The following is a 24,589-nucleotide window of genomic DNA, read 5'->3' as shown; positions in this document are numbered from 1 at the left end:
TTATTTAACGCTTGTCGATGTATTTGGTGCATAGGACCTAGGTATTTCCTAGTTGAGTTCAATTATGAAATTATATTCACATAATCATTTATTAGAAATAGTGATAAATAGTGTGTTGATATATGATGTACGCTGAGAAAATCAAAAGGCTTAGCGCATAATTTTTAACATTTTGACAAGCCCTATGTAATAGGCGTACCCTTTAATTAGAAACGTTTGTTATTATATGATGTATTTTTTTGTGTTGTTATGTAAAAGGGGCGTAGAACATGGAAAAGAAAATGGATCAACAGCCAAGTAGATATAAAGCTCTCTTGACTGCTGTTTTAGTAACAAGTACGTGCGGTTGTTTATGGGGAAGTCCTGTTTATGGCGAGACTCCTGTTATTGATGGTAATGGTAATGAGTATTTAGCTAGTGATAATACCAATATTACCGGTAAAAAGAATACGGTCACCAGTGGTAAAAATGCTACTATTGTAGGGGATAATAATACAATCAGTAAGACCTTTCCAAATGAGAAAGGGAAGCCGGTAAACTCCATGGGCAGTGAAGATGTTCGAATTGTAGGCTCTAACAATACTGTTCAAGGTAGTCGCAGACAGCATGTTATTGGCGACAATAACACATTAATTGCCCGTGATAAGGGAACTGTTACAGATTATAAGCATAAAACAGGGCGGGAGCCGAATACGTCTGATTTGACAATTGGTCGAGGCAATTTCCTTCGTGGTAATGACACCTATCGAAATGAATGGGATTCATTGACCGTTATTGGGAACAATAACAAAGCTGAATATAGTGTAGAGTCTGCTGGAGGTCCTGCTGCAGGTATTGTTATCGGGGATAATCAAAATCTTGATACCATAAGAGATTCTGTTGTTATAGGCAGTATGTCTCCGGCGGAACAGGCCGAAAAATTAGAAAGTGATCCAAGGGATAAAAAGTATACAGTCGGTAGAAGTAGTACTATCATTGGATATCACTCAGCCAATTCTTCAGGAGGCAGTGTAGTCATTGGTAATCACTCAAAGGCAAATAGTATTTTCCAAACCCTAACCGGTCATGGTTCCGTTATAGAAGGCGGAACGGAAATGAGTCGTTCATCGGGATCATTTTCGTCATCCTATGGTAGTTTTAATAGTATTGAAAGCACTTCAACTGAAAATGATGAAGCCGACAGTATCGGTAATACGATAACCGGTAGTTTGAATAGAGCCTCCGGATCAACCGGAACCATGATTGTAGGTTCTGGTAATGAAGTAACGAATTCTAAGGCTTCTGTGATACCTCTTCCAGGACTAGGGACTACTTTAGGGAACTTTCATCTTGAAAGCGCTGAAATAGCTGGCATGGATAAGATAAATGGAAATCATGAGGGAACCGTAGAGGCTGGTCGTAAAAACATGAAGGCCTATATGGCGGACCATGCCGGTGCCGTATCTATTTTAGGCAATAGTAATAGCGTTGATTATACTATGCGTTCCCAAATATCGGGTACTAATAATGCGTTAAAAGGCCAAGAAGGGCACATGAATGTTTATAATACTATGAGTGGATATGGCAATGAAGGTAATAACATCAGCCGAACTACAATAGTTGGTACAGGTAATAGTCTAAAAAATGGCGAAGACAATGTGGTTATCGGCGACTTTCATAAGCTTGAGGGCGGCAAACATAATGTCGTACTAGGCTCTATGGCATCAGAGGTAAAAGAAGTAACAAAGACCCTTAAAAATACTTGGGATGGTAGTGAAACTAAATATACTGTTAAGGAAATAGTTCCTACGAAACGCAATACGGTTAATATTGAAAATGCTGTTATGCTCGGATATAATACGGATGTTAAAAATAATGGTGGTGTAGCGTTAGGTAGTGATTCAGTAGCTTCTAGAGATAAAGGGATTGCTGGCTATGATCCTTCTAGAAATGCTACCTCTACAGAAGGTTCCCCAACTTGGAAGTCCACAGCAGCAGCCCTTTCGGTAGGAGATTCAACAGGGAATACGGTTTTGACACGCCAAATTACGAATGTTGCAGCCGGTAGTGAAGATACAGATGCGGTCAATGTAGCTCAATTAAAACGGATTGCCACAGAATCTGCATCTACTATGGAACACCGATTCAGTCAAGTGGATACTCATATTAATCAGGTGGATAGTCGAGTTAAGCGTGTAGGGGCAGGCGCGGCAGCACTAGCTGCACTACATCCACAGGAGTTTGATCCATATGATAAATGGAATATTGCTGCCGGGTATGGCAATTATCGTGGCGCTAATGCCATGGCGCTTGGTATTTTCTATCGCCCTAATAGTAAAGCTTTATTCTCTATTGGTGGAAGTTTCGGCGGAGGCGAAGATCTCCTTAATCTAGGTGTTAGTCTGAAATTTGGCAAAGGTAATCCTTATGCGGAGTATTCCAAGGCAGGGCTTATTAAGGTTATTAACGACCAAGATGAAAAGCTTAAACAACAAGACGAAAAAATCAATACCATGCAAGAACAAATTAATAAAATGATGGCTAAATTAGATCTTTAATATAGCTTTCTGTATTTATACACAGCCGACTATGTTACAATAATGTAATGTGGTTGGCTGTTGTATTATGCGAGGTAACTTATGACTGAAACACAAGCTCTTTTATTGATAAAATCTATTCTTGAATCCGCAGATATTCACGGTATTGAACATATTTTGAGTGAAGATTGTGAGTACATGTCTACAGGCCGTGGCATCATTGGGCGAAACCGCAATGAAACTGTTGAGTTTTTGTCCTCTATGACTGAGTCCATCAAGGCAGATAATGTGCCTGTTACGTGCAAGGTGATGCATGTTACCGATGTGTACGAGGAGGATGCACTATTCCATGAGGGCCGTCACGGTTTAACCGTTTCCTATGAAAGTGGCGATAACTATGTGTACATGATTTTTGTAGATGTAAATGATGAAGGCCTTGTAGAACGTATCGTTTCTAGTCAGGAGAATTACAGTATTGAGTATGATGATCTTCGCTTTGGTGATGATGAAAGTGAGTATTCTTTTACAATGCCTCCAACAACTGTGAAAGACTGGCTTACGGCCTTAAGTATGTGGTTAGAAACAGCCAATGTTGATGTAGACGATTTCTATCAGTACATCGATGAAGACACACGCGTTGTATTCCAAAAGGGCGATTCTGAATCTATTACCCTTGAAAGCGGTCTTGATGTAGAGGATTATTTTGATCAATTAATGAACCAACACTTTGATGCGGTGCCTCATATCATTCGTGATGAAGAAGATGGTCTTATTTTAACCTACGGTCCTATGAGTGCCATTGCAACTCTCAATGAAGAGGGAGCATTAGCGCTTATCAGTATCTATATCGACACACGCGATGAAGACGAAGTTACTGATGAAGTTGGCTATATCGAAGAAGAACTAACCGAGACAATAACTACTGAAGAAGATTTGTTTTAATTAGCTCTAATAAAAAACTACCAGTTAAGTTTACAACGTACGGAGTAGGTGGTCTGTTATTGAAGATCCACTTACAGTACAATGTGTTTAACTGGTAGTTTTTCTGTGTTAAAAATAAATATCTTTAACTGGTAGTATCTATAAAATAAATGTATTTAAGGTAATTCAAATTACTTTTAACTGGTAGTATCTCAGAAAATATACTACATTTCATCATGGTCTTTAATGAGACCAGCTTTTTTCTTTTTCCAATAGGAGTAGTAGAACGGCAAGATTACGATACAGCCGCCTAGACCCCATAGTAATTGGTTAGTTTGAGCTTGTGCTAACATCCAAAGGGATGTGCCAATGGCGATGACTGGGATTAAGTAGCCACCAGGGATTGTATAAGATCGAGCTTTGTCTGCCCATTTACGACGGAAGATAATAACAGCCAAACATGTTGGTAGGTATTGTGTAAAACGAGATACCGCACTAATGGCTGCTAGTGTTGTAAAGGAACCAGACCATGCAAGTAATACACTGGCAATGGCAGTAACGATAGCTGCTACATATGGTGCATTGTAACGATTGCGTTTTGCCAAAGCACTTGGTAGCATACCATCTTCCGCCATGGATGTTGCCACACGAGGCGCATAGTAAGCTTCAGCAAAGTTGATACCACCCATAGAGATTAAGGTGCCTATTAATACGATATACATGCCAATAGGACCAACGATCACATTGAATGCATCTTGTACTGGAGCCTTAGTATTTGCTAAATCTGTACCAAGTACGCCAATAGATACAGCAAGGATTGCCATATACAGAACGGATACGAGAAGCATACACATGATAATAGCACGTGGTAAATTCTTTTTAGGATTTTTCATATCCTCTGCAGCAATGGCAATGACTTCAAACCCTGTATAGGCAAAGAATAGAAGAACCGCAGCTTGAGCAAATGATCCATCTACATAGATGTCTTGAGGGAAGATTGGTGTAAAGTTAGCTCCATTTATAAAGAAAATACCAATTGCAATAAATAGGGCAAGAGGGACTAGCTTAGAAATAGTGATTAAGTTGTTAACAAATTTGGATACGTTAACACCAAATATATTTACAATGGTAAGACCTACAATTAAGATAAATGAAATGACGTCCTTTGCAAAATCACCACTTAAAGCTGGTACGGCAGCACCTAAAGCTGTAGCAAAACCAACGGCCATAGCTGCCCAGGCAATAACGGTGACGATCCATTTTAAAACGCCTACTTCAAAGGCCCAGAAGTCACCTAAAGCATGTTTTGCATAGAGGTAAGGACCACCATTGCGTGTAAATAGGCTGGCTGCCTCTGCAAAGCAAAGGGCGATACAACCTGCGATAACGGCGTCAAATAACAGGACGCCTAAGCTAGCGGAACCAATTATAGAATATGCTTTGTTTGGTAGTAGGAAGATACCTGTTCCTACAATACCATTTATTCCTAGGAGTACAATACTCCAAAAGCCAAATTTTCCTGTTTCTTTCATGATACAATCTTCCTACTATTTAGTTACATTTTCTTGAGTTGCTTTTACGAATGCAGTAAATAAACGTTTTGCATTTTCGTCATTTGTAGACATCATTTCTGGATGGAATTGACAGGCGACTAACCAAGGATAGGCTGGATCCTCTAAACCTTCTACAGTACCATCCTTAGCTCTTGCTACAACCTGTAATCCTTTACCGACATTTTTAACTGTTTGGTGATGATGGGAGTTCGTAATCCAAGTATTGCAACCTATAGCACCAGCCAGTTTTGATTTTGATTCAATATCTACCGTATGAGTACCAAGAGAAGGCGTTTGATTCTGAGAGTGTTTTATTGTACAGTTTTGATCATATTTTAAGTCTTGGAATAAAGAACCACCACGATATACATTTAAGATTTGTAAGCCACGACAGATACAAAAGATGGGAATTTGTTTTTCTTCTGCTGCTTTGATTAAAGCAAAGTCGAATTGATCGCGCTCCGGAAATACATCGCCAAGACCTTGTAAAGGTTCTTCTCCATAGTGGAGAGGATATACATCATGACCGCCGGATAATAATAAGCCGTCAAGCTTTGCTACCGTTTCACGAGCTACATCAAGATTATGGGTAAACGGAATTATAACAGGAATGCCACCAGTTTCCTCAATAGAACGAGGATAGTCTTGGTTTACGTAAGAACGCAATAAATCTACGTAAGGACCACCATTATCTCGTAAGATATTGCCAGATATGCCAATAAATGGTTTCGTCATAATATCACCTCATATGTGTAAAAATCTGTACAACCTGATGTTAGTGTATCAGATTTTTATGGATAAAAACACTACTAATAGATATAATTATAAGACTTATAATAGAGAAAATATGTTAAAGTTGATACATTTTACTATATTTTCTTTCAAGATATAGTTGTATAAGTTTATTGCGAAACATGATATGATAAACTACGAATGAACTGTACGGGAGGTTTACTATGGTTTTTCTAACATCTTTGCAAAGTATCATACCTATTGTGCTACTTATTTTGTTAGGATATATATTAAAAGGGAGGGGTATGTTTAATCCCACATTTAGTGGTAATTTATCGCGATTTATCATGTCGGTTGCATTACCAGCGGGAGTATTTGTATCTGTATTACATCACCTACATACTTCAGATATATGGAATTTACGATATGGCATGTTAGTGGTTGTCCTAACATATGTTATTGCATATATCGTAGCGTTCATTATGATGAAAATGCTGAAAGTTCCTAGAGGACGACGTGGTATTTTTATCAATATGGTAGTAAATGATAACTGCTTGTTTATTGGGTTACCAGTGCAAATCGCACTCTTTGGGCAAGATGCGCTGCCGTATTTCCTGTTATATTACATCGGTAACACTATTTCCGTATGGATGGTAGGGGTATTCCTTATAGAACTAGATCCACTGCCAAATTCTGAAGCAGATTTTAATAATGGCCTCCATAAGATTGATAGTTTAAATAGTAGTTCAGTATCTACTGAAGGCAAAAGCAAGAAGCCTAAATTTAATTGGAAGAAGTTATTACCCCCACCATTGATAGGTTTTTTTGTGGCATTAATTTTCTTGTTCTTTGAAATTCCTTTACTTCCAATTTTGCATACTACCTTGAATTATTTAGGTGATATGGTAACCCCATTATCCTTGATTTATATTGGTATTGTACTTCATGATGCGGGCTTAAAAAGCATGCGTTTAAATAAAGACTCCATTGGTGGGATTATAGGACGATTTGTTATTTCCCCGATTATCATGTTCTGTTTGATTACGGCTTTACAATATGGAGCAGGCATTGTTCTAGAACCAATTGCAATTATTACCTTTGTTGTACAATCAGCAGGACCTGTTATTGCAGTATTGCCAATTGTAGCTAATGAATCAAAAGCTGATTTACCATTTGCTACAGGTCTAGTCATGATTAGTACCATACTATTTGTTGTAGTAATTCCAATTATAATGGAAATTTTAACAATGATAGGTATACAGGCTTAAAATAAGGAGAAGATTAAAATAAGTAAATAAAAAATAGGTTCCCAATGGTCATATCGGTGACTATTAGGAACCTATTTTTATGTAAGTATATATAGCTTATCTAAAGAATCTGCCCACTAGAGGCATGCTAGCACCATCGTTTTTATTAAGGCCTTTTAAAAGAACCATGATAATTACGTACAATAGTAATCCTTCAATACCAGTGAGTATAAAGTTAGCCCACATTGGTAAGATATCTGTTAAATAGTGGTAACTCATGAAAATGAGTACGCCCATAACACCGGCACTGACCACGTTTTTCCAAAGTAGAGAAATATCAAGGAAGTAGCCTGTGTATTTTTTGATATAAATCAAGTTAAGTAATGCCGCAAAGCCTATATCAGCAACAGTTGCCCAAGCGGCACCGCCGATGCCAAGCCAAGGAATAGCAGTCAGTGTCCAGTTAAGGATGACTTTGATTATGAGGGAAATCCCCATATTAATGACTGGAATACGTGGCCTGTTGAGACCTTGTAAGATACCTGTTGTTACTTGATGTACACCTAGGAAGAATATAGAGAACGCAGTAATCTGCGTTGCAAGCTCTGCCTTAGGCGCATTATAGATTAAGGTAACTGTAGGAGCAGCGAGTACATATAATAGCACTGTAAATGGTACGGTTGCCATAAATGTTAAACGCATAGAGCCTGCAGTGCGATCATATATACCTTGATGGTCGTGTTTGGCAAAGGCATGAGAGATAGCTGGTACAATGCTTGTCGCAAGGGCTGCGGTAATGATGGTAGCCAAATTGATGAGTGGCACCGCCATCCCAGTAAGGTAACCGAAGAGTTCTGTTACTTCGTTCATCGGGAACCCAGCATCTAATAAGCGACGTGGTACGATGAGCAAGTCGAGATTCGCCGTCAACGGTAACATGATACTTGCTAAGGAAATGGGTATGGACAATGTTAAGAGTCGTGACAAAATTTCTTTAGCTGATTCACGGGGACCATCGTAGCTTTCACCAGTACTACTAGCTTTAGGTAATTTGTAGTAATAATACAACAGCACTAGGAAGGCCCCAAAAGCACCTACACCTGCACCCAAGCTAGCTCCCCCTGCTGCGGCTGGTAAACCGTAAGGTAATAAAATAGCAGCAGCACCAAGCATAACGATAACCCGTAGTAATTGTTCTACAATTTGGCTAATCGCCGTAGGCGTCATCATTTCATAGCCTTGGATATACCCGCGGAAACAGGAAATCCATGTTACAAAGAATACTGCCGGAGCGAGCGCGATGATAGAGTAGTAGGCACGGCCTTCAGCAATGAGACCACTAGAGATTAACCAATCTGCACCAAAGTACATGGCAAGACTGGCGATAAAACCTGTTATAGTCAACATTGTAAAAGAAATATTGAATACTCTCTTAGCACCACCAAAGTCGTGTAAGGCTAATCGTTCTGCCGTCAAAATAGAGATGGCAATCGGCACACCTGCGCTCGAAATTTGTAATAGTAACAAATAGATAGGAAAGGCCATCTGGTAGATGCCGATGCCTTCACCACCCAAGATGCGAGATAGAAGAATCCAGTTGATACTACCGATGGCTTTCACTACGAAACCGGCAATTGTTAAAATTAAGGTTCCTTTTAAAAATCCACTAGCCATTGATTATAGTTTGTTAGAAGAACCTAATACATTTTTGATTTTGTGAGCTACCATGCCTTTAATAGCATCACGAGCAGGTCCTAAATATTTGCGTGGGTCAAACTCAGATGGGTTTTGAGCCAAGTATTCACGTACAGATGCAGTCATAGCAAGGCGAAGGTCTGTATCAATATTGATTTTGCAAACCGCCATTTGAGCTGCTTTGCGAAGCATTTCTTCAGGTACGCCTTGTGCACCAGGGATGTTGCCACCAAATTCATTACATTTTGCTACGAATTCAGGCAATACGGAGGATGCCCCATGCAATACGATTGGGAAGTTAGGCAATAATTCGCCAACTTTTTTCAAACGATCAAAATCGAGGTAAGGGTTGCCTTTGAATTTGTATGCACCATGGCTAGTACCAATAGCGATTGCTAAGGAGTCTACACCTGTGAGATGGACAAACTCAGCTGCTTGTTCAGGATCAGTGAAGCGAGCATCTGCATCAGATACGTTTACATCATCTTCAACGCCTGCTAAACGGCCCAATTCTGCTTCTACTACAACGCCGTGAGCGTGAGCATATTCAACAACTTGTTTTGTGATTTTTACGTTTTCATCGAAATCATGATGCGATGCATCAATCATAACGGATGTAAAACCACCATCTACACAGTCTTTACAAATTTCGAAGGAATCGCCGTGGTCAAGGTGAAGAGCGATTGGTAGATTGCTGTCTTCAAGAGCGGCTTCCACAAGTTTTACAAGGTAAATATGTTTTGCATATTTACGTGCGCCTGCAGATACTTGCAAGATAAGAGGAGATTGTTCCTCTTTTGCTGCATCTACAATACCTTGTACGATTTCCATGTTGTTTACATTGAAAGCGCCAACAGCATAGCCGCCTTCATAGGCTTTTTTGAACATTTCTGTAGTAGTAACTAATGGCATGTTGTCCTCCTTGGCCATAGGGCCTGTTATATCATGTTATTAATACCGTGACTGCTAATATTTCTAGCTCGTAAGAACTAGATGCATTTCTGTTATTGCAATCATATATCAATTCAAGTTAAGTATATCAAGAAACACTATAAAGGGCCAATATTTTTTGTATAACTTATGCATAAATTTCGTCTTGTTTTGTGACCCATGTGGGTTATTTCTGTGTGTTAGCATTTATTTAGTGGTGTTATATTAGCTCAATCGTTCAGCAATACATTCATATCCTCTGGCATTTCTGCATGCAGTTCTAGCCATTCATTTGTTATGGGATGGTAAAAGCTAACGCGCGCTGCGTGCAGTGCTTGGCGTTGGATAGATTCTAGATGACCGCCATATAAGTCATCACCAGCTAGTGGATACCCTAGTTGAGATAAATGAACTCGGATCTGATGAGTGCGGCCTGTGTGCAATACGCATTGCACATGTGTAAAGTGATTATAAGCTAATAGAGAGCTGTTAGCTGGACAAATATTACTATTATTAACCGTATCTGCAGGGTTATTGTTACAATAGCTAATTTTACTTGTATGTTTACTAATTACTGCTATATCCGTACGAGCTGGCTTTCCTTGGTTTGTACAACAACGCTCAATGATGCTCCCTGGTTTACGTCCTATTGGCCAGTTAATGCTTATACGCATAGAAGGGAGATATCCTTCTACAATGGCGTCGTAGCTTTTATAAAAATGAGTGTGTTTTTTATCAAAAGCATGTTGGACTACCGATGTTTTAGCAATGATGACAATACCTGAGGTATCCTTATCTAATCGGTGTACGGGATGGAAATCATAATGCTGATTTGTTTCTTGGTAGTAATGAAGTACACCATTTGCCAGCGTATGATCTCGTACGGTAGAAGTAGGGTGCATAAGAATACCAGCCGCTTTATTAATGACTAAAATATATTCGTCCTCATATATGATATCTAGTTCCATAGGGCTTAAACTAAACTCTTGCTCTGGTGTTAATTTCATAATGAGATGATCGCCACCGTGAATAAGCGTATTCCAGGCAGCAGGTTTACCATTAACTGTTATGATACCATCACTTCGTAAACGTCGTCTCATGCGATGGGAGATATGCTGTTGTTTTATAATATGATTTATAGATTGTGTGTGTACATCAGAATCTACAATTAAGTCGATTATTGTTGCTACTTTCATACGTATTATTATAACAAATAAAATAAAAATGAAGAATGTTTCATAATTCGTTGTTTTTATGAAGGTCCATATAGTATAATTTGAATTATTAAATTTTATACATTATTTATGTGTGAACTTTTTTTACTGTAAAACTGTGTGTTTAGTTATAACAGTATATTTTATGAACTATATATGTATGTTAACGACTGTATGGTTATAGCTTATTCTATAAAAGGAGAGGTTTATGAATATTAACAAGAAATCTGTATTAGTCGCATGTGTGTTAGCGGCTATGTCTACAACAACTTTTGCGGCATCTACTACAACATCTACTAGTAGCACAACGGTAACAAACCACGATACACCAACATCTACTAGTACACGTGTTACTCGTGAGCAACATACAACAACTACATCAACTTCTACTGTTCGTACAGAGAGCTCTAGCTCCACTAAAAGTACAAAAGCTAGTGTAGGCGTTATGACTCCTCAAAAAATTGAAGAGCGTAGTGCACTTTCTGGCTATATCGCAGCTGATGTGGCGAGCGTATTAAATCCTTATCGCAATGCACCTAAATCTTTAAAATCTGGTAAAGGCACTACTTTCAAAAATGACGAAGTGCTTGAACATGGTGTATTGGCAGCTATGAAACAAGGTGGTAAATGGGGTGTTATCCGTCCAGATGGTACCGTTGCTATTGAGCCTAAATATAAAGAAATTAAAGATGTTGATTATAAAACGGGCAATGTGTTAGCTCAAGTAGATAAGAAAACAGACACTTGGGTTACTCCTAAAGGTGTAGAAATCTCTGAAGAGGAAGCTTTAAAAGAACGTGTAAAACAAGAAGCAACTCAAGAGTATGCAAGTGATTCTTATGTAGAGTTTAAAGAAAAAGGCAAATATGGTTTTAAAACTACTGATGATAAAGTAGTGATTGCTCCACAATTCCGTCAAATTGTGACTGGATTTAGCGAAGACCGTGCTTTTGTTAAAAATGCTAAAGGTAAAATCGTAGCGATTGATGGTACTGGTAAAGAATTATTTAATGCTCCATCTAAAGAGGTATATAGATACCGTAATGGTCTTGCTGAATACCGTCGCTCTGTGAGTGGCTTTAATTTAGGTGGCCTTGTAGGTGGCTTCATCGTGGGCGGTATCCTTGGAGGTGCGCTTTTAGGTGGTCAACATTATCACGTAGGTGGTTTTGCCTATGATGGTGCAAAACGTGGCTATATTGATCGTTTTGGTAATATTGTAATCGACAGCAAAAAAGATAAAGTATGGCCTATCACAGCTTATGGTACGGTAATCAAAGATGCTGGTAATTTATACTTTGTGAATCGTAAAGGTGAAGTTGTTATTCAACCAGGCGATTACGATGCAGGTGAAATGGATAAATTAAATGGTCTATTAGCGTTAAGAGACAATAAGACTGAGAAATGGGGCATTTTCGATGTATCAACAGGTAAGCAAGTAGTAACCTTCAAATATGATTCTATTTCCTTTGCAGGGACTGATCGTTTAGTAGTTGTGAAAGATCATGTTAAAAACCTTATCGATATGAATAGTGGTAAATCCTTGTATTCTGCTCAAACAGAAGCAACTATTGAACCGTTCAACAATGATACTGTAACATGGGTTCATACTGGTAAAGAGGGCTATACAATCATAGATAATAATGGTCATATTTTATTTAGAGATACAAACAAACTTATTGAAGACGCTAAGTCCTTTAACCATGGTTTCAGCTCTGTTAAGTCTAAAGGCAAATGGGGAATCATGAACTCCAAAGGTGAATGGCTTGTACAACCTACATATGATGCGGTAAACGTTTTATAATATAATTGGTTTTAGAATTCCTCTGAATTTATATTGCCTTTAGTTCTGGCTTAATTAGTATTTTTTAGTTATAGTTTTTAGCTATAGACTAAATACAACAGAATAGCGTTATATAGAACTAGCAATGTACATATATTATGTATGTTGCTAGTTTTTTATATTATTTGTCTTGTGGATTGCGTTGCATAACCGTATTAAAGAACTTTCACTATACTTATAAAAGCTTCATTAATATATAGCTAATAATTATAATTAAGAAAATCGATTTACCTAGAAAATAAGCGTATTTTAAGGTATAATTAGAGAGATGTATTCCGATTTGGTGTAGTTTTACATTTTTACTTGGAATATGAGGATGATGAAAGTAATGCTATGAACCTTATGCCCAATAGGTTCAGGTGTAGGAGGTATAAAATGGCTAAAGATTGTTCCTTTGACGTTGTGTCCGAAGTGGATATGCAGGAAGTGGATAATGCGGTAAACCAAGCGAAAAAAGAGATTGGTACGCGCTATGATTTCCGTGGTTCTAAAGCGGAAATTAGTCTTGAAGGTGACACTATTAAAATCATCGGTGATGATGAATATAAATTGAATGCCATTATCGATGTTTTAAAAGGCAAGATGGTTAAACGTAACGTAGCGATTAAAAATCTTGACTACGGCAAAGTTGAACCAGCAGCAGGTGCAACAGTTCGCCAAATCATTACTATTAAAAAAGGCATTACTAAAGAAAATGCTAAAGAAGTAGTAAAAGCAATTAAAAACATGAAAATTAAGGTACAAGCATCTATCCAAGAGGATCAAGTGCGCGTATCTGGTAAGGACAAAGATGATTTGCAAGCAGTAATCCAAATGTTAAAACAATTGGATATCCCTGTAGAACTGCAATTCGTTAACTTCCGTTCTTAATACTATATGTCCATAGGATAGGTTAGTTAGACTCGTTTGAGTCTCTAATACTATCAGTGTAGGAGGCCTTATGAAAGTGGAGGACATGAAGGGTGGATATACCACAGGTTCATGTGCTACGGCAGGTATGAAAGCTGGTTTATTGGCCCTCTTAGATAAGAATATTGTGGATCAAGTGGTTATCGAAAATCCTCAAGGGCAGTACATTGAGGTGCCTATTAAAGCGGTAGAGGTTATATCTGATACAGAGGCGAAGGTGACCGTCATGAAAGACGGCGGCGACGATCCTGATGTAACTCATGGCAATGATGTGGAAACGACAGTGACCCTTGATGATACTGGTGAACTGCGATTCCGAGCTGGCTTTGGTGTAGGTACTGTAACGAAACCAGGCCTTGCTATGCCACCAGGAGAACCGGCTATCAATCCAGGGCCCCGGACAATGATGAAAATAGTTTTTGAAGAACATTGTGTCCATGGTCAAGGTGTAACGGTAACCGTTAGTGTTCCTAATGGTAAGGTATTAGCTAAGAAAACATTAAATCATACACTTGGTATCGAAGGTGGCATTTCCATTATTGGTACTACCGGTATTGTTAAGCCTATGAGTGAAGAAGGGTTTAAGAACTCGTTAGTGCCACAGTTGAAAGTTATGAAGGCTAACGGATGTGAAACAGCTGTTCTCGTACCGGGGCGTATTGGTCAAGATCTTGCAGAGCAAGTATTGGGTATCCATAAGAACCAAATGGCAGAAACAAGTAACTTTATCGGATTTATGCTAGAAAAGGCTGTACAGATTGGATTCAAGCGAATCTTAATCATCGGTCATATCGGTAAATTAATCAAACTAGCTAGCGGTAGCTTCCATACTCATAATCGCATGAGTGATGGACGTATGGAAAGCATCGTGGCCTATGCTGCCTTAGAAGGAGCATCCCAAGAGGTGTGTGAAGAGTTATTTAATTGCCAAACCACAGAGTCTACATTCCCTATCTTGGAGCGAGAAGGATTGACTGGTGTGTACCAACGTGTTGTAGATCGTGCATCTCTACGTAGTGAGCGCTATATTGCTAACGAAGCAGAGGTGGGCATCATTATTACGACCTTAAAGGGCGAAATCTTGGCAATGGATAAGCATGCAAAAGAGATAGGAGAACTTGAACATTGGCACATACCTTGTATATCGTAGGCATTGGTCCGGGTAATCCTGATTATGTGGTGCCTAGAGGCCTTAATTTAATTAAACATGCTACAGTATTGGTAGGCAGTGAACGTTCTTTAGAGGACTTTCAAGAGCCTGGCCAAATTACATATCCTGTAACGGGTAAGCTCAGCGTATTAGCGGAGCAAATTGAGCGTGAGCTCATCAACCATGACGTTGTAGTTATGGTTAGTGGCGATACAGGCTATTATAGCTTATTGCCATATTTAAAGAAAAAATTCCCTGCTAATCCTATTGAGGTGGTACCAGGTATTAGTTCTATGACCTTTGCCTTTGCTCGACTCAATGAGGTGTGGCATGATGCGGATTTAATGAGCTTTCACGGTCGCCAACCGGCACCAGAGAAACTCGTATATGAAGCAGGTAAAAAGATGGGATTCTTAACGGATCCTGAATATAATCCAGCGCATATTGCGCGTATTTTAATAGATGCAGGTTGGCCAAAAGAAACGAGAGCGGCAGCCCTTGAGCGCTTGAGTTATGATAATGAAAAAATCGTAGACTCTACGCTAGAGGTGTTAACTGAGCTCGAGGGCTTTGGTCATTCTGTAATGGTGGTACTAGGATGAGACATTTTTTCGGAATTCCTGATGAGGAGTTTATCCGCGGCGATGTGCCGATGACGAAATGCGAAATTCGCAAAGCCGTTATGAATGAGGCACGCATCGAGGAGGATAGCATCGTCCTTGACGTAGGTGCTGGTACGGGCTCTATTTCTATTGAAGCAGCTTTGGCAGCTCCTAAAGGGCATGTATATGCAATTGAGCGCTTTGATAAAGGCATCGACCTTATCAATGAGAATATAAAGAAATTCAATGTAAATAATATGACCGTAATCAAATCCAAAGCTCCTGAAGGCATGGAAGAACTGCCTGAGCTTGATGCGGTTATCATCGGAGGTAGCGCTGGTGGTATGACAGGCATCATGGACGAGGCGCAACGTCTATTAAAAATTGGCGGCCGTTTAGTTGTAACTGCTGTAACGATGGAGACAGGTTATACAATCTTGAAAGAGTTGAAAGGTCGTCCTTTCACGTATGAAGGTTACCAAATGTCCATCAGCCGTTACCGCAAGGCTGGTCCCTATCATTTGTTAGACCCATTGAGTCCAATTTTCATTGTATCTGCAACGCGTATCGCAGAAGGAGAGTAATATGGTTGACGTACATATCGTAGGTGCAGGCCCTGGGGATCCTGAGTTAATTACTCGCAAAGGGTATCGTTTAGTGCAAGAGGCAGATGTTGTAATTTATGCGGGTTCCTTGGTAAACCCTGCTATTTTAGAGGCTTGTAAACCAGGCTGTGAAATTCATAACAGTGCTACGATGAACCTTGACGAGGTGTTGGCTGTTATGAAAGCTGCTGTTGAGGCTGGTAAACGTGTAGTTCGGCTTCACACCGGTGACCCTGCTATTTACGGGGCTATTCAAGAGCAAATGGATGCATTGGCTGGCATGGGTATTTCTTATGAAGTAGTGCCTGGTGTAAGCTCTTTCCTTGCCACAGCTGCGGCATTGAAACAAGAATATACATTGCCAAATGTATCTCAAACAGTTATTATTACGCGCATGGAAGGCCGTACACCGATGCCTCCAAAGGAAAAATTGCGAATGTTAGCATCTCACGAAGCGACAATGTGTATTTTCCTCAGTGTTCAAATGTTAGATAAGGTTGTAGCTGAACTCATTGAGGGCGGTTATGACAAAACAACTCCAGTGGCGATCGTGGTAAAAGCGTCTTGGCCAGACCAACGCATTATCCGTGGCACATTGGAAACCATTGCGGATATTGTAGCTAAGGAAGGCGTATTGCGCCAAGCTATGATCGTAGTAAGCCATGTATTAGATAGTGAATATGAATTGTCTAAACTCTATGATAAAGGCTTTGCTCACATGTACCGCAGTGCTAAGGACTAGTAAGATGAAAAAAATAGAAACGGTTGTACCTACGACAGGAGCCAAGAAGAATAGAACGGCTATTCTTTCTGTATCTGAACGAGGTGCAAAGCTAGGTCAACGCATCAAGTCTTTGGTGGCACCTCATGCGGATTGCTTTGAAAAGGAAAACCGTACTTCTGGTGGTGAGGCCATCTATTTTGATTCTCTCAAAAACCATATTGGTCAGATTTTTAAGGATTACGACCAAGTATTATGCATTATGGCACTTGGTATCGTAGTGCGCATGATTGCGCCATATATTGAACACAAATCCAAGGATCCTGCGGTAGTTGTAATGGACGAAGTAGGACACCATGTGATTAGCTTATTATCTGGTCACCTTGGGGGCGCCAACGAATGGACGCAGTCCATTTCGCTGGCCATTGATGCGGACCCTGTGATTACGACTGCAACGGATGTAAACGGATTGCCAGCGCCTGACGTGTTGGCGCGCCACGAGCATCTGTTGGTAGATGATTTTCAAACCTTAATCAATGTGAACTCTGCCATTGTTGGGGGCGAGCGGGTTGATTATTACATTGATGAGAGCTTATCTAATGCAGAGCATTTAAAAGAATCTGCGAAAGATCATATTGGTGAACATGGTAAGGTTCATGTTGTTTCTATGGAGCAACTTGATTCTATGCCATGTAAGAATGAAAGCTCAGAAGAGGGCTCATATCGAGTTGTAATTACAGATAAAGTAATTGTTGAGTATGGTCACCAATTGATTTTGCGTCCTCGTACGTATACGATGGGCATTGGCTGTCGTCGAGATACGCCAAAGGAATTGATTCTTGACGCCATACAACAATCACTAGCAGCGCATAAACTTTCACCTAAAAGCCTTGTAACGGCAGCATCGGTAATTGTTAAACAAGATGAAGTAGGCCTCTTGGAGGCTATGGAAATTATGGGGTGGCCTATCGTGTTCTATACACAGGACGAGATGGCACCACTTATTGAAGAAGAAAAATTAAAAGAATCTAATTTTGTAAAAGGAACTATAGGAGTAGGAAACGTATGCGAGACAACAGCATTACTAGCGGCCAAGAGCCGAACATTAATACAGCACAAAACAATTTATCCCAAAACAACGGTAGCCATTGCACAGGTAACATCAAAGTAATCGGCATAGGCCCTGGCGATGAAGAGTTTATGACACCGCAAGCGCGCGAAGCTATCTTAGCAGCTGACCGCGTAGTAGGTTATTTGACTTATCTTGACTTGATCAAAGACCTCATTGAAGGTAAAGAAACTGTAGGTACTGCCATGATGCAAGAAGTCGATCGTTGCCAACAAGCCGTTGATTTAGCGGTAGAAGGCCATCAAGTAGTTGTAGTATCCTCTGGTGACTCTGGCGTGTACGGCATGGCAGGTCTTGTGTTGGAACTTGCTAATAAGGTACCAGCAGAAAAACGCCCTTCCGTAGATATTGTACCTGGCCTTAGTGCTGTAAATGTAGCAGCATCTGTATTGGGTGCACCTTTGATGCATGACTTTGCGGTTATTTCTCTCAGTGACTTGATGACTCCATGGGATTTAATTAAAAAACGCGCTGATCTTTGTGCACAAGGTGACATGGTTATCTCCTTGTACAATCCGCGCAGTAAAAAACGTGTTACTCACTTAGATGAAGTTCGTGAAATCGTTCTTAAATACCGCGACCCAAAAACACCTGTTGGCATCGTGCAAAAAGCAGGACGCCCAGGTCAACATATGGTAATTTCTGACCTTGAAAACTTTACAAAAGAAGAAGTGGATATGCAAACACTTGTTATTATCGGTAATAGCCAAACCTATGTTGAAAATGGCCGCATGATTACACCTCGAGGCTACAAATTATGATTTGGGTCATCGCCGGTACCTTAGATGGTCGTACCTTAGCGGTAGATATTCAAGAACGGACAGGTGAAGAGGTTCTCGTTACTGTTGTGAGTCAGTATGGGGCAGAGCTTGCCGCCCATAAGGGAATTACTGTTCATACGGGCCGTCTTGACCAAGAGGCTATGCAGGATTTGATTAAGAAACATAATGTACGTTTATTAATTGATGCAAGTCATCCGTATGCTGCTATTGTTACAGCTACGGCTCAAGATGCAGCAAAAGCTGAAGGTATTCCTTTTGTTCGTTTTGAACGCAAAGAGGTACCATTACCAGACTATGATAAATTGCATATTGTAGTTGATGAGGTAGAAGCAGCTAATTTAGCTGGCAAATTGGCAAAGGAAAATAACAAACATGTGTATTTGACCACAGGTAGTAAGACAATGCACATCTTTGCTAAATCTGAGGCTTTACAAGATTGTGAAGTATGGACACGTATTTTGCCGACCGCAGAGGTGTTACAAATGATGGAAGACCTCAACGTGAGCCCTAAGCGCATTGTTGCTGTCCAAGGTCCATTTTCTTATGATATGAACCGCATCATGTTCCACGATACAAAGGCTAGTGTTGTAGTTATGAAAAACTCTGGTCTTGTAGGTGGTGCAGATACAAAATTACAAGCTGCTATGGATCTTGGTATCCATGTTATTGTTATCGATCGTCCGCGTGTTAAACTTGAAAGTCACGTGGTATCATCAAATGATGAATTCTTTAAATTATGGGAGGACACGAATGGATTACGTTAAAAATCCTAAAGCTATTGAAGATAAAAGCATGGAAATCATTTATGATTATGTAAAGGATTTAGGCTTAACAGATGATGAAGTGCGCGTAGTATCTCGTACAGTACATGCGTCTGGTGATGTCGAATATGCTCAACTCGTAAAAATGAGCCCTGATGCTGTTCAAAAAGGTATTGAAGCATTGGATAATGGTGCAGACATTTATACAGATGTAGAAATGGTTCGCACAGGTATTTCTAAGCCAGCTCTTAAAATTCGCGGCAATGAAGTGCACTGCTTAATTAAAGACGAAAATGTAGCTAAAATGGCTAAAGAATTAGGTGTAACTCGTTCCATTGCGGCTATGCGTACCTTTGGTAAACAACTAGAAGGACAAATCGTTGCTATCGGTAATGCACCAACTGCATTGTATGAAGTGTTGCGCCTTGCTCTTGAAGAAGGCATTAAACCAGCTCTTATCATTGGTATCCCTGTAGGCTTTGTAGGTGCTGCAGAATCCAAAGATTATTTGATGGAAGTATCCCCAGTTCCTTACATCACTGTAAAAGGCAACAAAGGTGGTAGCCCAATCGCTGCTTCCGTATGTAATGCATTGCTTTACACAGACGTAAAACGCAATGACATGCTTTTTGTAGAAGGTAAAGAATCTAAATAATACAAAACCCGAATCGTGTTTTAGTAGTTTTGCGATTCGGGTTTTACTGTATATATTTTTCACAATAATTAGCTAAACATAAATTAGCTAAACACGATAATTATACTATAGTAAATTTCTTATAATATAGTTAATTTTGAGAGGGGGTTCATATGGCATCTAGTAATGAACGAAAATTATTTCGTGTATCAGTGATTTGTATCTTAATCATCGCCGTTATTATGAGCATGATTATATCTCTTATTTGGGGATCAACACCCGTATCATTAGCTGAGATTTGGCATACATTATGGTCTAGTGAGTTAACTGATACATCTTCACAAATTATTTGGAATATTCGATTGCCTCGCAATATTGTAGCTGCGTTAGTGGGGGCATGTCTCGCTGTATCTGGTGCAATTTTGCAAGCAGTTATGAAAAACCCCCTAGCGGATCCACAGATTGTAGGGGTGTCCTCTGGTGCAGGCCTAGCTGGTGTTATCATATTTATTTTATTTCCTGGGTATGATCATATAGTTCCTTTAGTGGCCTTTTTAGGAGCTATGGCTGCAGCACTCATGGTGTATGCATTAGCATGGAAAAATGGAGTGCGACCTAGTCGTATTATCTTAGCTGGTGTTGCGGTCGCAGCCTTTTTAGGCTCAGGTATTTCAGCATTACTTGTATTCTTTGGTGATCGTGTACAAGGGGCATTGCTTTGGATGGTAGGAGGACTCGCTGCACGCAGTTGGCCTCAGGTAGAAGTGCTGTTTCCCTATGCTATAGTTGGCCTTGTGTTTGCCTGTTTAGGAGCTAAACGACTTACCATCTTAAGTTTAGGTGATGAAACTGCAAAGGGATTAGGCCTTAAGGTAGAACAAACACGGTTTATTATGACTGCAGTGGCTGCTCTTTTAGCGGCTGGTGCTGTTAGTATAGCTGGGCTTATCGGATTTGTAGGTTTGGTTATCCCCCATATGTTACGTCTTATAATCGGTAACGACTATGCATATTTACTGCCTGGATCCGCATTATTAGGGGCCCTAGTTCTTGTTGTTAGTGATACAATAGGACGTGTTATGTGGAGCCCTATAGAGGTACCTGTAGGCATTATTATGGCATTCTTTGGGGCGCCGTTCTTCTTGTACCTATTGAGGAGGGATAACTAATGAATACCGCTATTGATGTAAAACAGTTATCCGTAACTCTTGGTAATCGTCATATTCTACATGACATTAATGTATCGGTTCCTATCGGTAAAATTACGACATTAATAGGGCCTAATGGTTGTGGTAAAAGTACGCTTTTACGATCTATGATTGGATATATCCATAGCCCTCATGAATGTATTACCATCTTTGATAAACCGTTACAATCATATTCTCAAAATCATCTGGCACGGCAAATGGCATTTTTGCCACAAGTACCGAATATGCCAAAGGATATGACTGTAGAAGAATTGGTATATTGCGGACGGTATCCATACCAAACATGGTGGAAAAACACGGCTAAAGAAGATCGTGAAATTGTTGACTATGCGTTAGATATTACGAAAACGAATCATTTGCGAGAACAATTAATTCCATCCCTATCTGGTGGCGAACGGCAACGCGTTTGGATTGCTATGGCGCTAGCACAGCAACCAAAATTATTAGTATTAGACGAACCAACAACATATTTAGATATTAATCACCAGTTAGAAATTATGGAGTTATTGAAACGATTAAATAAGGAACAAGATTTAACCGTTCTCATGGTACTTCACGAACTTACACAGGCGGTTCAATATTCACATTATATGGCTGTTATAAAAGAAGGTCATTTAATAACGTCAGGAGAGACAAGTAAAATTATATCGGATGAGTTGTTTAGAGATGTATTCTCTGTAGATGTACAACTTGATACTTTTGATAATAAAAAATATGTGCGCGTAAAAGGACTAGTTGAGTAGTTTGATACTAATTGAAAAAGAGGGCATTCCCTATTTGGGGGATGCCCTCTTTCGTATGAAGTAATATATTAGAATGTAACATTAATACCGTATGCTTCTTTAACTAATCGTGCCATAGCTTCAGGTGTTTGTAGACCTGGGTTTAATAGGAATAGTTTGGATGGTAAGTATATTACGCGGTTATTTTGTACGGCTTTTAAATTGGCCCATGCAGGATTATCTGTCATAGCTTGTTTCATAGCTTTTGTAATTTCTTCTTCTTTACCCATTGTAACAACAAAGATAATATCAGGGTTATCTGCAGTCAATGTTTCAAGAGAGTAAGGGACCGTTTTGTCCTTCGTTGTACCATCTAGGTGAGAGGAGACAACATTTGTCATACCTAGTTCTTTTACCATTGATGCAGTAACTGCTTCATCAGTTTCGGCAGTTACACCCTTTCCTGTGGCACGTAACACGGCAACACGTGCAGGTTGTTGATTCTTAACTGCATCTTTTACCTTGGTAATATTGTTTTCATAGGTAGTAATAACAGACTTAGCCTTATCTTGATGATTAGTTAATTCGCCAAGAAATGTTAACATTGGTACATTATCTTTAATACCATCGTAATCAAAAAGTACGGTTGGAATATTATTAGCTTGTAATTGAGATTCATATTTTTTATGTTGATTTACTAAACCCAATACTACATCTGGCTTCAAGCCTAATAATTGTTCCATGTTGATATTTGCAGTTTGACCAAGAGCTGGTAGAGCTTCTAACTCTGGTGCTAGTTTATCCGTTGTATTGGCACGGCTAATAGCCTTACCATCGACAGCATAAAGCATAGATAAAACAGAATTAGATAATACAGCAATTTTTTGTGGATCCTTTGGTACAGTATAGGTTTGGCCATTAAAGGTCAATTCCTTCGTAGTAGCAGAAGAGCTGGATGTGGTTTTACCACACCCAGCTAGTGCTAGTACAATCATAACCAAAGCGATACTACCGAGTAGTAGTTTTTTCATGATGTACTCCTATGAATGTTATATATGCAATAACGATCTTAGTTATATTGATTATTTTTCTAATGCATCCCAAGCTTCGTTAGCACGTTCAACGAATAAGTTACGGATGTTTTGGTTTTCACCTAAACCATGGATGTAAGTGTCAACTTTGAAGCCTTCTTTTTCAAGAATGGATTTGTGGGAATCTGGTTCGTTACCAGCCATGTCGTTGTTTGCATGGTCACCAGCAACCATCATGAAAGGCATCAATGTAACATGTTTAATACCATGTAATTTCAATTGAGGGATAACTTGTTCAAGATTTGGTGTACCTTCTACTGTGTAGATGAATACATTTTTCATTCCAAGAGTATGGATACGGTCTTGAATTACAGAATAGTATGCATTGGAAGGATCTGGAGTACCATGAGCCATGATAAGAAGACCATCTTCTTTACCTAATTTAGGGAATTGGGATTGAACAGCTTTTAATGTTTCAATAACTTGGTCAGTTTGGTTTTCTTGACCCATCCAGTACATAAGAGAAGTACCGAGTGTCATTTTTTTGAAATCATTTTTGTATAAATTATATACTGCTGCATCGTAGTTATATTCCATACCAGGAATTACATCTAGAGATGCCAATGCAACGCGAGTGTAACCATCTTTTTTAAGTTCAGCTAAAGCTTCTTCAGGTGTAGGGTATGTTATACCTTCTTTTTGTTGGATACGATCACGAATAATATGGCTTGTGAAAGCAGTTATCACTTTAGTATTTGGGTGTGCTGCCTTAATAGCATCTACAGTAGCATCGATTGTTTTCACACGAGTATCTTTATAAGTTGTACCAAAGCTCATAACAACCATAGCATCTTTGTTTGGCAAGTTTTGTAAAGCTTCTGTATTATGTGTACGAACACCAATTGCAGCGGCTTCTTTCAATGCTGGTGTAGGATCTTTTACTTCCTCATTTAATTGATATGCAGCATTAGATACAACTGGTGCACCAAAGGATACTGCAAGACCTAGAATAGCGGATGCTAAAGCTAATTGTTTTTTCATTTCTATACTCCTATCTATAACTATAACTACACTAATATGCAATCATTTACATAGTTCTATTATATGAAAACTATGAATTCATCGCATATATATAACCTTATTTCAATCGTAACAAAGCGGAAAACAGGTGTCAATAAACCCTATACCCCTAGAAGTATAAGGAATTTGAGAGATTATTAATAAATTAATGTGATGAATAAAGTATGATAGTACATTTTATAATTATATTCTTGTTGGTTATAAGGATATGAATATGTGAATATGTGAGTAAATTTATTATACAAAATTAGATATACATACTTTGATGAGGCTAAATCTATATAGTGAATAAAGTGTTATCTATACCATCTTCACTTCAAAGCAAGCTAAGTTAATCATCAGGTATAGGTAATGCTTTTAATTAATGTAAATAGGAATTATTATAACTAGATATGTTGATATAATATATGGATTTAAATATAGTTTATAGAATGTTATGGCATTACAATGAGAAAATATATATTTTTATATCAATTATATTTATATTGACTTTCTTAAAAAAAGTAAAATATAATAAATTATAATTTTTGAATAATATATTAGAAAAGGAGAAATATGAAAAAGAGAGAGTTATTATTCTGTCTAAGTTTAGTGTGTATGGTAC

At 39.0% G+C, this 24,589-nt stretch carries 22 protein-coding genes; 15 read left to right on the top strand and 7 right to left on the bottom strand.

The genetic code is table 11. The features are described 5' to 3' along the window. Positions 1–269: 269 nt before the first annotated feature. The gene (locus tag HMPREF1865_RS00110) at positions 270–2,537 is read left to right on the top strand and encodes a YadA-like family protein (RefSeq protein ID WP_060918800.1); all 2,268 of its coding nucleotides are present in this window, start codon (positions 270–272) and stop codon (positions 2,535–2,537) included. Positions 2,538–2,618: 81 nt separating this feature from the next. Then, complete coding sequence (locus HMPREF1865_RS00105; protein ID WP_060918799.1) at positions 2,619–3,458, top strand: hypothetical protein; 840 nt, start codon at positions 2,619–2,621, stop codon at positions 3,456–3,458. A 203-nt stretch (positions 3,459–3,661) separates the two neighbouring features. Here the strand turns inward: HMPREF1865_RS00105 and HMPREF1865_RS00100 are convergent, their stop codons facing one another. Both HMPREF1865_RS00100 and HMPREF1865_RS00095 read right to left on the bottom strand, forming a co-directional pair. Continuing rightward, on the bottom strand, positions 3,662–4,969 hold the full coding sequence (locus tag HMPREF1865_RS00100) for an APC family permease (protein ID WP_060918798.1): 1,308 nt from the start codon (positions 4,967–4,969) through the stop codon (positions 3,662–3,664). A 15-nt stretch (positions 4,970–4,984) separates the two neighbouring features. Beyond that, positions 4,985–5,725 (bottom strand): gamma-glutamyl-gamma-aminobutyrate hydrolase family protein, encoded by a 741-nt coding sequence (locus HMPREF1865_RS00095; RefSeq protein WP_060918797.1) that lies wholly within the window; start codon positions 5,723–5,725, stop codon positions 4,985–4,987. A 221-nt stretch (positions 5,726–5,946) separates the two neighbouring features. Here HMPREF1865_RS00095 and HMPREF1865_RS00090 point away from each other — a divergent pair, with 221 nt between their 5' ends. Beyond that, positions 5,947–6,990, top strand: a complete 1,044-nt coding sequence (locus HMPREF1865_RS00090) for an AEC family transporter (RefSeq protein ID WP_060918796.1) — start codon at positions 5,947–5,949, stop codon at positions 6,988–6,990. Positions 6,991–7,086: 96 nt separating this feature from the next. Here the strand turns inward: HMPREF1865_RS00090 and HMPREF1865_RS00085 are convergent, their stop codons facing one another. From HMPREF1865_RS00085 to HMPREF1865_RS00075, 3 genes are all read right to left on the bottom strand, one after another. Next, on the bottom strand, positions 7,087–8,643 hold the full coding sequence (locus HMPREF1865_RS00085) for a putative polysaccharide biosynthesis protein (protein WP_060918795.1): 1,557 nt from the start codon (positions 8,641–8,643) through the stop codon (positions 7,087–7,089). A gap of 3 nt (positions 8,644–8,646) precedes the next feature. Further along, positions 8,647–9,576, bottom strand: a complete 930-nt coding sequence (gene fba / locus HMPREF1865_RS00080; RefSeq protein WP_004696283.1) for a class II fructose-1,6-bisphosphate aldolase — start codon at positions 9,574–9,576, stop codon at positions 8,647–8,649. Between the two features lie 248 nt (positions 9,577–9,824). Continuing rightward, the gene (locus HMPREF1865_RS00075) at positions 9,825–10,790 is read right to left on the bottom strand and encodes an RluA family pseudouridine synthase (protein ID WP_060918794.1); all 966 of its coding nucleotides are present in this window, start codon (positions 10,788–10,790) and stop codon (positions 9,825–9,827) included. A 226-nt stretch (positions 10,791–11,016) separates the two neighbouring features. Between HMPREF1865_RS00075 and HMPREF1865_RS00070 the strand changes: the two genes are divergently transcribed. The 12 genes from HMPREF1865_RS00070 (at position 11,017) to HMPREF1865_RS00015 (ending at position 21,895) form a co-directional block, all read left to right on the top strand. After that, entirely contained in the window at positions 11,017–12,612 is a 1,596-nt protein-coding gene (locus HMPREF1865_RS00070) for a WG repeat-containing protein (RefSeq protein WP_060918793.1), read from the top strand. 414 nt (positions 12,613–13,026) lie between these two features. Continuing rightward, positions 13,027–13,521 carry a YajQ family cyclic di-GMP-binding protein gene (locus HMPREF1865_RS00065; protein ID WP_004696277.1) on the top strand — a complete coding sequence of 165 codons (495 nt, stop codon included), beginning with the start codon at positions 13,027–13,029 and terminating at the stop codon, positions 13,519–13,521. Positions 13,522–13,591: 70 nt separating this feature from the next. Continuing rightward, positions 13,592–14,710 (top strand): cobalt-precorrin-5B (C(1))-methyltransferase CbiD, encoded by a 1,119-nt coding sequence (cbiD, locus tag HMPREF1865_RS00060; RefSeq protein WP_060918792.1) that lies wholly within the window; start codon positions 13,592–13,594, stop codon positions 14,708–14,710. Further along, positions 14,686–15,312 (top strand): precorrin-6y C5,15-methyltransferase (decarboxylating) subunit CbiE, encoded by a 627-nt coding sequence (cbiE, locus tag HMPREF1865_RS00055; RefSeq protein ID WP_004697187.1) that lies wholly within the window; start codon positions 14,686–14,688, stop codon positions 15,310–15,312. The genes cbiD and cbiE overlap by 25 nt, the downstream gene beginning before the upstream one ends. Continuing rightward, the gene (gene cbiT / locus HMPREF1865_RS00050) at positions 15,309–15,896 is read left to right on the top strand and encodes a precorrin-6Y C5,15-methyltransferase (decarboxylating) subunit CbiT (protein WP_008601266.1); all 588 of its coding nucleotides are present in this window, start codon (positions 15,309–15,311) and stop codon (positions 15,894–15,896) included. Before cbiE ends, cbiT begins: the two co-directional genes overlap by 4 nt. A 1-nt stretch (position 15,897) precedes the next feature. After that, complete coding sequence (cobM, locus tag HMPREF1865_RS00045) at positions 15,898–16,659, top strand: precorrin-4 C(11)-methyltransferase (protein WP_004696269.1); 762 nt, start codon at positions 15,898–15,900, stop codon at positions 16,657–16,659. A 4-nt stretch (positions 16,660–16,663) separates the two neighbouring features. After that, positions 16,664–17,809 carry a cobalt-precorrin 5A hydrolase gene (locus tag HMPREF1865_RS00040; protein ID WP_060918791.1) on the top strand — a complete coding sequence of 382 codons (1,146 nt, stop codon included), beginning with the start codon at positions 16,664–16,666 and terminating at the stop codon, positions 17,807–17,809. Between the two features lie 29 nt (positions 17,810–17,838). After that, a complete protein-coding gene (gene cobJ, locus HMPREF1865_RS00035) occupies positions 17,839–18,528 on the top strand; it encodes a precorrin-3B C(17)-methyltransferase (protein ID WP_004697003.1) in 690 nt (229 codons plus the stop codon). Then, on the top strand, positions 18,525–19,313 hold the full coding sequence (cobK, locus tag HMPREF1865_RS00030; protein WP_060918790.1) for a precorrin-6A reductase: 789 nt from the start codon (positions 18,525–18,527) through the stop codon (positions 19,311–19,313). The genes cobJ and cobK overlap by 4 nt, the downstream gene beginning before the upstream one ends. Further along, positions 19,300–19,965: a precorrin-8X methylmutase gene (locus HMPREF1865_RS00025; RefSeq protein WP_004696261.1), complete on the top strand. Its 666-nt coding sequence runs from the start codon at positions 19,300–19,302 to the stop codon at positions 19,963–19,965. Before cobK ends, HMPREF1865_RS00025 begins: the two co-directional genes overlap by 14 nt. Before the next feature lie 152 nt (positions 19,966–20,117). Then, positions 20,118–21,113 (top strand): FecCD family ABC transporter permease, encoded by a 996-nt coding sequence (locus HMPREF1865_RS00020; RefSeq protein WP_060918789.1) that lies wholly within the window; start codon positions 20,118–20,120, stop codon positions 21,111–21,113. Next, positions 21,113–21,895 (top strand): ABC transporter ATP-binding protein, encoded by a 783-nt coding sequence (locus tag HMPREF1865_RS00015; protein ID WP_004696257.1) that lies wholly within the window; start codon positions 21,113–21,115, stop codon positions 21,893–21,895. The genes HMPREF1865_RS00020 and HMPREF1865_RS00015 overlap by 1 nt, the downstream gene beginning before the upstream one ends. A gap of 68 nt (positions 21,896–21,963) precedes the next feature. Here the strand turns inward: HMPREF1865_RS00015 and HMPREF1865_RS00010 are convergent, their stop codons facing one another. Together HMPREF1865_RS00010 and HMPREF1865_RS00005 are read right to left on the bottom strand one after the other, a co-directional pair. Further along, positions 21,964–22,905, bottom strand: coding sequence for an ABC transporter substrate-binding protein (locus HMPREF1865_RS00010; RefSeq protein WP_004696256.1), 942 nt, complete (start codon positions 22,903–22,905; stop codon positions 21,964–21,966). Positions 22,906–22,956: 51 nt separating this feature from the next. Beyond that, positions 22,957–23,946 carry a sirohydrochlorin cobaltochelatase gene (locus tag HMPREF1865_RS00005; RefSeq protein WP_004696254.1) on the bottom strand — a complete coding sequence of 330 codons (990 nt, stop codon included), beginning with the start codon at positions 23,944–23,946 and terminating at the stop codon, positions 22,957–22,959. Between the last annotated feature and the right edge of the window lie 643 nt (positions 23,947–24,589).

It is taken from the genome of Veillonella parvula, assembly GCF_001553335.1.
Classification (GTDB): Bacteria; Bacillota; Negativicutes; order Veillonellales; family Veillonellaceae; genus Veillonella; species Veillonella parvula_S.
This window is presented reverse-complemented; position numbering and strand designations above follow the sequence as displayed.